The 10,937-nt window shown below is 74.6% G+C and carries 11 protein-coding genes; 3 read left to right on the top strand and 8 right to left on the bottom strand.

Features of this window, described 5'->3' with window-relative positions:
• The 4 genes from HET64_RS30660 to HET64_RS30645 all read right to left on the bottom strand — a co-directional run.
• Positions 1-820, bottom strand: an 820-nt coding sequence (locus HET64_RS30660; protein ID WP_251146106.1) for a serine/threonine-protein kinase, incomplete at its 3' end; no start/stop codon positions are given.
• 264 nt (positions 821-1,084) lie between these two features.
• A complete protein-coding gene (locus HET64_RS30655; protein WP_215110412.1) occupies positions 1,085-1,777 on the bottom strand; it encodes an HAD family phosphatase in 693 nt (230 codons plus the stop codon).
• A 37-nt stretch (positions 1,778-1,814) separates the two neighbouring features.
• Complete coding sequence (locus tag HET64_RS30650; protein WP_215110411.1) at positions 1,815-2,324, bottom strand: Lrp/AsnC family transcriptional regulator; 510 nt, start codon at positions 2,322-2,324, stop codon at positions 1,815-1,817.
• A 90-nt stretch (positions 2,325-2,414) separates the two neighbouring features.
• Positions 2,415-2,738, bottom strand: coding sequence for a hypothetical protein (locus tag HET64_RS30645; RefSeq protein WP_215110410.1), 324 nt, complete (start codon positions 2,736-2,738; stop codon positions 2,415-2,417).
• Positions 2,739-3,050: 312 nt separating this feature from the next.
• Between HET64_RS30645 and HET64_RS30640 the strand changes: the two genes are divergently transcribed.
• Both HET64_RS30640 and HET64_RS30635 read left to right on the top strand, forming a co-directional pair.
• Positions 3,051-4,562 carry an FUSC family protein gene (locus HET64_RS30640; protein WP_215110409.1) on the top strand — a complete coding sequence of 504 codons (1,512 nt, stop codon included), beginning with the start codon at positions 3,051-3,053 and terminating at the stop codon, positions 4,560-4,562.
• A 120-nt stretch (positions 4,563-4,682) separates the two neighbouring features.
• Positions 4,683-5,738 (top strand): lactonase family protein, encoded by a 1,056-nt coding sequence (locus HET64_RS30635; protein ID WP_215110408.1) that lies wholly within the window; start codon positions 4,683-4,685, stop codon positions 5,736-5,738.
• A 109-nt stretch (positions 5,739-5,847) separates the two neighbouring features.
• Here HET64_RS30635 and HET64_RS30630 read toward each other — a convergent pair whose 3' ends face one another.
• The 4 genes from HET64_RS30630 to HET64_RS30615 all read right to left on the bottom strand — a co-directional run bounded on the left by HET64_RS30630 (position 5,848) and on the right by HET64_RS30615 (position 9,858).
• Positions 5,848-6,771, bottom strand: coding sequence for a sirohydrochlorin chelatase (locus tag HET64_RS30630; RefSeq protein WP_215110407.1), 924 nt, complete (start codon positions 6,769-6,771; stop codon positions 5,848-5,850).
• Between the two features lie 164 nt (positions 6,772-6,935).
• On the bottom strand, positions 6,936-8,054 hold the full coding sequence (locus HET64_RS30625) for a BadF/BadG/BcrA/BcrD ATPase family protein (protein WP_215110406.1): 1,119 nt from the start codon (positions 8,052-8,054) through the stop codon (positions 6,936-6,938).
• Positions 8,051-8,728 carry a uracil-DNA glycosylase gene (locus HET64_RS30620; protein WP_032792802.1) on the bottom strand — a complete coding sequence of 226 codons (678 nt, stop codon included), beginning with the start codon at positions 8,726-8,728 and terminating at the stop codon, positions 8,051-8,053. Before HET64_RS30620 ends, HET64_RS30625 begins: the two co-directional genes overlap by 4 nt.
• Positions 8,729-8,772: 44 nt before the next feature.
• Positions 8,773-9,858 (bottom strand): sialidase family protein, encoded by a 1,086-nt coding sequence (locus tag HET64_RS30615; RefSeq protein WP_215110405.1) that lies wholly within the window; start codon positions 9,856-9,858, stop codon positions 8,773-8,775.
• 255 nt (positions 9,859-10,113) lie between these two features.
• On the opposite strand from HET64_RS30615, the gene HET64_RS30610 reads away from it, so the two are divergent.
• Positions 10,114-10,830: a cupin gene (locus HET64_RS30610; RefSeq protein WP_215110404.1), complete on the top strand. Its 717-nt coding sequence runs from the start codon at positions 10,114-10,116 to the stop codon at positions 10,828-10,830.
• The last annotated feature ends 107 nt before the right edge of the window (positions 10,831-10,937 follow it).

The raw sequence follows: 10,937 nt of genomic DNA, 5'->3' as shown, positions 1-10,937 counted from the left end.
GGGTCATCGGGGCGGAGGCCCGGTGGGAGGTGGGTGTCTGCAGAGGGAGGGGCTCCGGCCGGCCGCGCCAGGCGTCGGTGCGGAACCAGTCGGAGACCTGCTGCGCGGTGGGCCGTTCCTCCGGCTGCTTGGCCAGCAGCCCGAGGAGATACGAGTCGAAGGCGGCGGAGATCTCCACGCCCCGCTGCCGCAGCGGGACCGGCGGGGTGTCGACATGCTGGTACAGCGTCGCGGTCGCCGTGTCGGAGCGGAACGGCGGTTGTCCGAGCAGCAGTTGATAGACGACGCAGCCCAGGGAGTACATGTCGGACGCGGAGTCGGCGGTACGCCCCAGGGCCCGCTCGGGGGCCAGGTAGAGGCTCGTGCCGACGATGTGGCCGGCCGTCGTCAGCGCGGTCGAGGGGTCGTCGACGAACTGGGCGATCCCGAAGTCGCCGATCTTCACCGAACCGTCCGCGTCCAGCATCAGGTTGCCCGGCTTGATGTCGCGGTGGACGATGCCCTGACGGTGCGCGGCGGCCAGCCCGGCGGCCGCCTGGCCCGCGATCAGGGCGACCTGTTCGGGATGGACCCGCTCCTGGGCGGCCAGCAGGTCCCCGAGGCTCTGCCCCTCGACCAGCTCCATCACCAGGAAGAACCGGTCCTCCCAGGCCCCGAAGTCGAACACGGCCACCAGATGCGGATGGCTCAACCGGGCGGCGGTCTGCGCCTCAAGACGGAAGCGGGCGGTCGACGAGGCGTCCGCCTGGTCCCCCAGCAGCAGCTTCACGGCCACGGCACGTCCCAGCACCTCGTCCGTGGCACGCCACACCTCGCCCATGCCGCCACGACCGATGGGGGATACCAATCGGTACCGACCAGCTACCAGCACCTGTACACCTATCTCGAATTGTGGCCCGCTCCGGCTCCCGGGCCCGTGGTTCCCGGTCTCCGGCGGAGTCCGGGGCGGAGCGGCGAAGGACATGATCAGGATATCGGTCCGGCGGAGCCCCGATGCCCCGACGGCCCTTTCGCCGGGCTCTGCTGACGGCCCGGTACCCCTCCGCGCCCGCCCGGGCGCCGGGAGCGCCCGCCGGACCCCGGTTCAGCCGAACAGCCGACGGTACGCGGCATCGGCCGTGAACGCGGACTGCCCGCCCCTGAAAAGGAGTTCGGCGGTCCCGAACGCCGGGTCGGACGCCGTCTCCGGCACATAGGGGACGGCGAAGCACCGCATGCCCGCCGCGTGCGCGGCCGCCGCTCCGGGAGGGGCGTCCTCCAGCACCACGCAGTCCGCCGGCTCCGCCCCCGTCCGCCGGGCCGTCTCCAGGAACACGTCCGGCTCCGGCTTGCCGTGCGCGACCTCCTCGGCGGAGACGTACAGCGGGATGTACGCGTCGAGCCCCGTCACCGCGAGGACCGCCCCGATCGCGGCCCGGGACGAACCGGAGGCCACCGACATCGGCACCCCGGCCGCGTACAGGCGCTCCACGAAGACCCGCATCTGGGGGAAGACCTCCGTCGACGCCCCGGCCAGCTCCAGATACAGGGCGTTCTTCGCGGCGAGCAGCTCCTCGACCGGGGCGTCGATCCCGTACTCCGCGCGCAGGACCGTCAGCGTCTCCCGGGTGCCGATGCCGATGAACCGGGTGTGGGCCGCCCAGTCGAAGTCCCGCACCCCGTACCGGGCGAGCAGCCGGCGCCCCGCCTCGAAGTAGTTCGGCTCGCTGTCCACCAGCGTTCCGTCGAGATCGAAGATCACGTGAGGGCCGGGCGCGGTCACGGGGCGGGACGTCATGGCCCCAGCATGCCGCAGTCCGCAGTGGTGGGCCCGGTCACCCCTGACCGGGTGCGGGACCCGGCCGGTCCCGGTCGCCCGCCGCGCGCCCCACGGATTCCACCAGCGGCAGCACCCGGTGCGCCACCCGCTCGCGGAGCGCCACATCGGTCCGGGTCCTGACGACCCCCGGGAGCTGGATCAGCCGTTGGATCACGTCCTCCAGATGCCCGGCGTCCCGGGCGACGACGCGGGTCAGCAGATCGCCCCCGCCCGTCGTCGAGAACGCCTCGATGATCTCGGGCACGGCCGCCAGGGCGTCGCCCACCTCGACCAGATGCCCCTGGGTGACCTCCAGGTGGACGAAGGCGAGCACGGGATGACCGAGCGCGGCGGGGGAGAGGGTCGGTCCGGTACCGGTGATCACCCCGTCGCGCTCCAGCCGGTCGAGCCGGGCCTGCAGCGTGCCGCGGGCCACGCCGAGGATGCGCGCGTACTCCCGGACGCTGGTACGCGGCTGCTCGATCAGCAGGCGCAGGATCCGGGTGTCGAGAGCGTCCACCGCCATGATCCGCAGATCTCCTTCCGAGCCGTCCGGTGCGGCCCCGACTGTACCCAGGGCGAGGGGCCCGTGCCGCCGGGGCGGGACGACAGCGCCTCAGCCGTAGGACGACAGCAGCCACGCCGTCAGCACGGCCGTCAAGACGAACTGGGCCGCGGCGGCGCACCAGTACCGTCCCCAGCACAGGGCCAGTCCCGCAGCCGCCGGCACGCCGCCGCCCACCACCAGCTCCGCCGCCGGAACGGCGGCTTCAGCACCGTTGTGGGCGGCGGCCCAGCCGCCGATGCCGACCGCGAGCCAGGCGTAGCCGCCGGCGAGCGCGTCGAGCGGCAGCAGAGCCAGGAACACCAGGAGGTTCGCCCCTCCGCTCCGCGGCTCGCGCCCCTCCCGGATCCCGTCCGCGTGCGTGTCCATGTCCATGTCGGCATCGTGCGCCGCCCGTCCCGCCCCGGGGATGAGTACGCGTACTCATCCCCGCTCACCCCCCCGAACCGGAGCGCGGCCGTCCGGTGCGTCCATCCGCCGTGCGCGCGGTGGCGTCCGTCCCGGGTGGTCCGTTGGCACGCTGGTGGCCGAATATTCGCGAGATCGGCTGAGCCATTGGTACATGGTTCTTCTCCCGGTTTGATCCAAGAGCCCGATAGATGCTGCAATGGATCCATCGATGGCGCTGCGGACTTCCGCGGCGCCTTTTTCATGCGAGTGCTGCGGAGACGCGGAAGGGGCGGAAGTGTGCTGAAGAGGGTGTTCGTGGCGCCGGACCCGGGACGGGTGCGGCTGCGCTTCGCCGGCCGTGGCGTTCTCGGCATCAGCCTCGCGGTCGCGCTGTGCGGCCTCGCCGGGCATTCGCTCGCGGCGGCCATCACGGGGGGCCTCGCGGCGCTGCTCGCCCTGTTCACCGTGACCGACCCGACGGTGCGCGGTCAGGCGGTCACCACCGTCCTGCTCCCCGTCGTCGGCCTGCCCGTCCTCGCCGTCGCCGCCGTGCTGCACGACCAGCCGGTCGCCCGCGACCTGATCTTCCTCGCCGTGATGGGGGCGGGCGTGTACGCCCGGCGCTGGGGGCCGCGCGGGCACGCGCTGGGCGTCTTCGCGTTCATGATGCTGTTCGCCGCCCAGTTCCTGCACACCGTGCCCGGTCAGCTGCCCGAGCTGTACGCCGCGGTGCTGCTCTCCCTCGCCGTCTCGTCCGCCGTGCGCTTCGGCCTGTGGTGCTATGAGCGGCGGCTGCCCGTCGCGGCCGCGCCCGCTCCCCCGGAGGGCCCGGGCCCTCTGCGCATCACCACCCGGCAGGCCGTCCAGGCCACCCTGGGCGGGGCCTTCGCACTGGGCCTGGGGCAGATCCTGTCCGACCAGCGGTGGTACTGGGCCGTGGGAGCCACCTGGTGGGTCTTCGTGAACACCACCTCGCGCGGCGAGACGCTCGTACGGGGATTCCGGCGGGTCCTGGGCACCGTGATCGGGATCGTCGCGGGCTTCGCCGTGGCCATCCCGCTCGACGGCGCGGGAGCCCCGACCGCCGCCATCGTCGCGGTCAGCGTCTTCGGCATCTTCTACACGGCGGCGGTCTCGTACAGCTGGATGATGTTCTTCGTGACGGTGATGGCCGGCCTGCTCTACGGGGCGCTGGGCGTCCTGGACGCCGCCCTGCTCTGGCTGCGCGTCGCGGAGACCGCCGTCGGTTCCCTCGGCGCGGTGCTCGCCGTGCTGCTGGTCCTGCCCGTCACCACCCACGCCATCACCGACGCGTGGATCCAGAAGGCCCTGCGGTGCGTCCACGCCTGCACGGCGGAGGCCGCCGACCGGCTCGCCGGCTCGACGCTCGCCGACCCCGGCCCCCGCGTCGCCGAACTGGAGGTGCTGCTCGGCCGGGTCCGGCTCTCGCTCGCGCCGCTGGTGCACCCCCTGAGCCCGCTGCCGGCCCGCAAGGCGCGCGCCCGGCAGGTGCTCGCGCTGCTGGACGACTGCGTGACCGAGGTCCGGGGCCTGGCCTCGATCGCTGCCGACCCGGACGCCTCGCACGACGCGCGGCTGTCGGCGGCGTGCTCCCGCGTCGAGGCGGCCGTCGAGGCGCTCACCGCACCCGAAGGCTCCCGCGGCTTTCACCTGCCCGAGCTGCCCGGGGCCGCCGCGGACCCGGCGCTGGCCCACCTCCACGGCCTGGAGCGCGCACTCGCCGCGCTGGCGGCGCCGCTCCAGGGTCGGGGCGGTCGGACACCGGCCGTGGCGCCCGAACCGGCCTGACCGCCGGGGCCGCGCGCCCGTGCCCGCCGATTCCTTCCGGCCGCATTGGTCTGGACCGCAGGGGGGTGCCTGCTACCGTCGGCCGTGAAGATCGCGGCGACGGTGAAGAGGGGTAGCGCGATGATCGGCAACAGCGCCGGGCGGGCATTCATAGGGTCGTTCACCTCGGCGGGCGGGCACGGGATCACCGCCGCCGCCGTGGACCGGGACACCGGTGCGCTGACGGTGCTGGGGTCCACGGACGCCGTGCCCGACCCCTCGTTCCTCACGGTCGGCCCGGGCGGCACGGCCCTGTACGCGGTCGGCGAGAGCGCCCCCGGCGTCGCCGCGGCCTTCGCCCTCGACGGCGACGTGCCGGCTCTCCTGGGCCCCGTCCGCGCCGTCGACGGCGATGCGCCGACCCACCTCGCGCTCGCCGCGAACCACCTGGTCACGGCCAACTACACCTCCGGCAGCGTCACCGCGCTGCCGGTCCTCGCCGACGGCTCGCTCGGAGCGGCGGCCTCGGTGCTCCAGCACGAGGGCAGCGGCCCGGACACCGGCCGCCAGGAGGCCCCGCACGCCCACCAGGTGCTCGCCGACCCCTCGGGGAACTGGGTGGTCAGCGTGGACCTCGGCACCGACTCGGTACGCGTCTGCGCCCTGGACCCCGCCACCGGCGCCCTGCGCTCGCACAGCGAGACCGCCCTGCGCCCCGGCACCGGTCCGCGCCACCTGGCCTTCCACCCCTCGGGCTCGCTCGCCTACGTCCTGGGCGAGCTGGAGCCGACGCTCACCGTGTGCCGCTGGGACGCGGCCGCGGGCCGTCTCGAGGTGCTCGGCGTGACAGCGGTGCTGCCCGAGCACGAGGCGGCCGGCGACGCGCCGCGCACCTACCCGTCCGAGGTGGTCGTCGCACACGACGGGCGCTTCCTGTGGACCGCCAACCGGGGCCACGACAGCATCTCCGTGCTCACTCTCGACGAGAGCGGCGAGAAGGCGGCCCTGGTGGCCACCGTGGGCTGCGGCGGCCGCTGGCCGCGCGACCTCACCCTCGACCCGAGCGGCCAGTGGCTGTACGCGGCCAACGAGCACTCCGGGAACGTCAGCTGGTTCGCCGTGGACGCCGAGACGGGCGTCCCGCGGCACGCGGGCTCCGTCGAGGTTCCCGCGGCCTCCTGCGTCGTCCTCGTCTGACAGCGGTCGCCCCGGGGCGCCACGTCCGCCGGCGGTCGACCCCCGGACGGTCGCGTCCGACAGCGCTGTCCGGCTTCCCGAGCCGCCGCCCCACGGCGACGGCGTCCGGTCAGTGGGCCTGAGCTCCCTGCGGCGTCGCCGGCGTGATGCCCAGCGTCGTGGCGTACAGGGACAGCACGAGCTTGCCGATCGCCGGGTAGGCGCCCAGCGGCTCGGCCGTCGCGCAGCCCGCCTCCTTCGCGGCGGCGTCCAGCAGGCCGGGGTCGACCTCCGGGCCCACCAGGTACGGCGCCAGCGCCAGCTGTGCGGAGCCGGAGCCCTGCAACTGCTCCGCGATCGAGGCGACCGAGCCCTCCACGTCCAGCGCGGCGGCCATCACCGGCACGGCGAGCCGGGCGGCCAGCAGCATGCCGGTGATCCCGGCGGCCCGCACGGCCTCCTCGCCACCCACGGTGACCAGCACGATGCCGTCGGCGGCGGTGGCCACGGTGAACAGCCTGGCGCGGTCGGCGCGCGCCAGCCCGGCCTCCGACAGCCGTACGTGCAGGGCCTCGGCGAGCAGCGGGTGCGGGCCGAGCACATCGGTCAGCTCGGCCTGCGTACCGCTGTCCATCACGGCCTGCCGTATCCGCCGGATCAGCGCGCTGTCGGGACCCGCGAGCAGCGGGACGACGACGGCGGGCGGCCCCGCGGGCTCGGCGACCTCACGCCCGGCGGCGACGGCCTGCTCGAAGCGCGCGACGCGCTCGGCGGCGGTGTGGGCGAGAACGCCGGCAAGGGTCGGGTACTCGGCATCGTCGCCGTCGAGGTAGCCGATCCGGGCGTTGAGGCCGGGCAGCTCGGAACGGGCGATGCTGATCACCTCTTCGGCCAGGCTGCGCGTGGCCGAAGAAGGGGCACCGGGAACGGCGAGAACGAGCGCGGCAGCGCCCTCGGGTGCGACCACGGGCTCCGGGCGGCGGTGCCGTCCGGACTGGCGAGGTCGCGGCATTCGTACAGGCAGGCCGGAAGCGGGCCCAGTGGGGGTGCTCATGGCGCCGCATGCTACTGGTTTTGCCTGCCCCTCCGTTCGGGGAGGGTCCGGTCGAGCGTTAACTATCCGCTTATGTCCGATGAGTGATGTACCACCGGAGTGTCCCTGTCTGTCGGGTCGTTGTTCCGCCGGCCCCCGTCCAGCCCTCCTTCGTCCCGCCGACGTCACCCCGTGCGGGGCTCGTCGCGCACCGCCGTTCCGCCGCGCTGTCCGCTCCCGTGCTCCTGGGGCACGAAGAGCATCGTCGGGTGGAGCGGCAGGCGAAGATCCCCGGCAGCCAGGGCCCGCGCGATCCGGAGTGCGCCGGTCAGCGGATCGCCCGCCGCCGAGGTGACCCGGGCCCCCGGCAACAGCCGTGCCAGCTCCTCGCGCAGGGGAGCGATCAGGGGCTCGCCCATCTTGAACAAGCCACCCGTCAGAGCCACTTCACCGCCCTCGCCGTCCTCGGCCTCCGTCCCGGCGGACGTCGGGCACACAGCCGCCGCCGCTTCGGCGATATGACCGGCGGCCTGCCGCAGAATGCCGGCGGATACCGGATCCGCTCCGGCGCACGCCGCCACCTCCGGGGCGAACGAGGCCAGCACGGCCGGCCGGTCGGAGCGCGGGTAGAGCAGCCCGGGCAGCGCCTCGGCCGGTCCGAACACAGCCCGCACCCGGTCCAGCAGGGCGGGGGAGCCGCCACGCCGCCCGTCATGGGCCCGCATCGCCGCGTCCAGCCCGGCACGGCCGATCCACGCACCGCCGCCACTGTCACCCAGAAGATGACCCCACCCGTCGGCCCTGCGCCACTCCATCAGGTCCGTACCGAGGGCGATCATGCCCGTGCCGCCCGCGACGACCGCCCCCGGGCGCTGTCCCACCGCGCCCGCGTAGGCCGTCACCGCGTCGGCGGCCAGCGCCAGCCGGCGCACCCCCAGTGCGTCCGCGAGCGCGCCGGGCAGCTCCGACCGCAGCCGGTCGCCGAGCGTGGCCATGCCGGCGGCCCCGATCGCCAGCGCCGCGACCTCACCCGCCGGGGCGCCGTCGGCCGGGGTGCCGTCGGTCGCGGAGGCGGAGGCCCGGTCCAGCAACTCCCGGGCGGCGGGCAGCAGCTGGTCCAGCAGATGCCCGGCGTCGATGCCACCGGGCCCCGTCCGCACCGGCTCCGCGCAGAGCGTCGTCGAGTCGGGCCCGGGCAGCTCCACCCGGCCGAGCGCCACCCGCAGACCGGAGCCGCCGGAGTCCACCCCGAGGACGTAGGCGCCTGGTCCGGCCGCGCCGGGCGCCGCCGGGGGACGGGTCACGGAAGCCGCCAGTCCACGGGCTGCGCCCCCTGGCGCTCCAGCAGTTCGTTGACGCGGCTGAAAGGCCGCGAGCCGAAGAAGCCCCGGTCGGCGGACATGGGGGAGGGGTGCGAGGACTCGATCGCGGGGAAGTCGCCCAACTGCGGGCGCAGATTGCGGGCGTCTCGCCCCCACAGGACCGACACCAGCGGCGTGCCCCTGGCGACCAGCGCCTTGATGGCCTGCTCGGTCACCTCTTCCCAGCCCTTGCCCCGGTGGGCGGCGGGGCGCCGCGGCGCGGTGGTCAGCGCCCTGTTGAGCAGCAGCACCCCCTGCCGCGTCCAGGGCGTGAGATCGCCGTTGGACGGCCTGGGCAGCCCCAGGTCCGCGTGCAGTTCCCGGAAGATGTTCTCCAGACTGCCCGGCAGCGGCCGGACGTCGGGCGCCACCGCGAAGCTCAGCCCGATCGCGTGCCCCGGGGTGGGATACGGGTCCTGGCCGACGACCAGCACTCTCACCTCCTCGAACGGCTGCTGGAACGCCCGCAGTACATGAGCCCCCGAGGGCAGGTACGTGCGTCCCGCGGCGATCTCCGCGCGGAGGAAGTCGCCCATAGCGGCGACGCGTTCGGCGACGGGTTCGAGGGCGTCCGCCCACCCCGGCTCGATGATCTCTTTCAACGGTCGTGCTGCCACGGCCCGCACTCTACTGCTGATACGACCACTCCGATCAACTGCCGTCAGCCGAGCGCCACCGCACGCACGCACAGGACGTCCGGCAGATGCGACGCGAGCTGCCGCCAGCTGTCCCCGTCGTCAGCGCTGGCGTACAACTCGCCGTTGCGGTTGCCGAAGTAGACCCCGGCGGGATCCGCGTCGTCGGTACAGAGCGCGTCCCGCAGCACCGTGCCGTAGTGCGCCCCGTCCGGCAGGCCCTCCGTGAGCGGCTCCCAGGTGCGCCCCGCGTCGGTCGTGCGGAACACCCGGCAGCGGTGCTCGGCCGGGACCCGGTCGGCGTCGGCGTTGATCGGGAAGACGTACGCCGTGTCGCCGCGGTGCGGGTGCGCGACCGCGGCGAACCCGAAGTCGGAGGGCAGGCCCGCGCCGATGTCGCTCCAGTGGCCGCCGGAGTCGTCGCTGCGGAACACGCCCCAGTGGTTCTGCAGATAGAGGCGGTCCGGGTCGGCCGCGTCCCGGGCGACCTTGTGGACGCACTGGCCGAACTCCGGGTCCGGATCCGGGAGGAAGACCGCGGAGACACCCTTGTTCGACGGGGCCCAGCTCGCGCCGCCGTCCTTGGTCCGGAACACGCCGGCCGTCGACACGGCGACGGTGACGGCCTTGGCGTCCCGGGGGTCGGTCAGGACGGTGTGCAGCCCCTCGCCGCCGCCGCCCGGCTCCCACCGCGAGCGGGTCGGGTGCTCCCAGAGGGGCCGGACCAGCTCGAACGACTCGCCCCGGTCCTCGGAACGGAACAGCGCGGCCGGCTCCGTGCCCGCGTAGACCACGTCCGGCGCCTCGGGTCCTGCCGGGTGCAGCTGCCAGACGCGCTCCAGCGACGCCCCGGTGGACCGGGGGAACTTCACCGCGGGCTGCCGGGGCTCGGTCCAGGTCTCGCCCAGATCGTCGGAGTGGAAGACGGACGGCCCCCAGTGCGCGCTGTCCCCGCCGACCAGGATCCTCGGGGTGTCCCCCCGGGTGTCCACGGCGACCGAGTAGATCGCCTGCGCGTTGAAGTGCGGGCCGGTGATCTCCCAGGTCCCGCCGTGTCCGCGGCCGATGAAGAGACCCTTGCGGGTGCCTGCGGTGAGCAATACGTCGGTCATGGTCCTGGACCTCCCGAAACACCGTTGTGCCGGATTAGTGCCAGTCTGCACCCAGCCACTGACAGCGGCCCGCGCACAGGCCCGCCGCCCCGGCCGCACCGACGCGGCCGGGGCGGCGGGCGGCCGTCCGGCGGGTGCCGTGCCCTTGACCGGCGTCCCGTGGCGGCCCTAGCGTTCAGCTGTCGTAGAAAGCGCTTGCGGGCGGCCGGTGCGGCGCGTCCGCGCGCCCCGTGCCGCCGAGACCCAGGAGCCCCCGTGGTGACCTTCGAAGGACTGCCCGGAGCCGTCGCCGTATCGCACCTGAGCGTCTACGACTGGCCCGCTGCCGACGGGTTGCGCGGGGGCACCCCGCATCTGCACCTGACCTGCTCCGAGGGGTACGTCGTGGTCGGCGGCAGCGGTTCCGTGCAGACGCTCACGGCCTCCGGATTCCAGGAGACCCCGCTGACACCGGGCGCGCTCGTGTGGTTCACCCCGGGCGCCGTGCACCGCCTGGTCAACGAGGACGGGCTGCGCGTCGTCGTGCTCATGCAGAACAGCGGGCTGCCCGAGGCCGGCGACGCCGTGCTCACCCTGCCGCCCCGCTGTCTCGCGGACCCGGAGGTCTACCGCGCGGCGGCGACCCTGCCCGTGGACGCCGGGGAGGCCGTGCAGGAGCGGGCCGCACGGGCCCGGCGCGACCTCGCCGTGGAGGGTTTCCTGGTCCTGCGCGAGGCCGTGGAGGACGGCGACCCGGAGCCGCTGGCCGCGTTCCACCGTGCCGCCGCCGCGCTCGTCCGTCCCCGGACGCCCGAGTGGCGCGGCCGTTGGGAGCGGGGAGCCGCCACGGCCGCCGCCGCCACCGCCGGACAGCTCGACGCGTTGGACCGGGGCGAGGCCGGCCACCTCGCCGATGCCCGCGTCCACGCCGAACGGCCCTCGGCGCACGGCCGATTCGGCATGTGCGGCCGCCTGGACGTCTACCGGACCTGAGAGCCTGTCGGGTGACCTCCGACCGGGCGGCCACCGCCCTGGCACGCACGCTGCCGGTGGCGCCGAAACGGACCTGAGCCCCGCCCCGCAGGCGGCCCCGGCCGGCG

Origin of the sequence: Streptomyces sp. McG3 (genome assembly GCF_018619185.1) — a bacterium.
Taxonomy (GTDB): Bacteria; Actinomycetota; Actinomycetes; order Streptomycetales; family Streptomycetaceae; genus Streptomyces.
Note: the sequence above shows the minus strand (reverse complement) of the source record. Positions and strands in the feature narration are given on the sequence as shown.

Excerpts from the sequence above, each read along its gene's own strand:
- HET64_RS30655 (WP_215110412.1), bottom strand. The coding sequence starts at position 1,777 with ATGACGTCCCGCCCCGTGACCGCGCCCGGCCCTCACGTGATCTTCGAT.
- HET64_RS30650 (WP_215110411.1), bottom strand. The coding sequence starts at position 2,324 with ATGGCGGTGGACGCTCTCGACACCCGGATCCTGCGCCTGCTGATCGAG.
- HET64_RS30645 (WP_215110410.1), bottom strand. The coding sequence starts at position 2,738 with ATGGACATGGACACGCACGCGGACGGGATCCGGGAGGGGCGCGAGCCG.
- HET64_RS30635 (WP_215110408.1), top strand. The coding sequence starts at position 4,683 with ATGATCGGCAACAGCGCCGGGCGGGCATTCATAGGGTCGTTCACCTCG.
- HET64_RS30630 (WP_215110407.1), bottom strand. The coding sequence starts at position 6,771 with ATGAGCACCCCCACTGGGCCCGCTTCCGGCCTGCCTGTACGAATGCCG.
- HET64_RS30615 (WP_215110405.1), bottom strand. The coding sequence starts at position 9,858 with ATGACCGACGTATTGCTCACCGCAGGCACCCGCAAGGGTCTCTTCATC.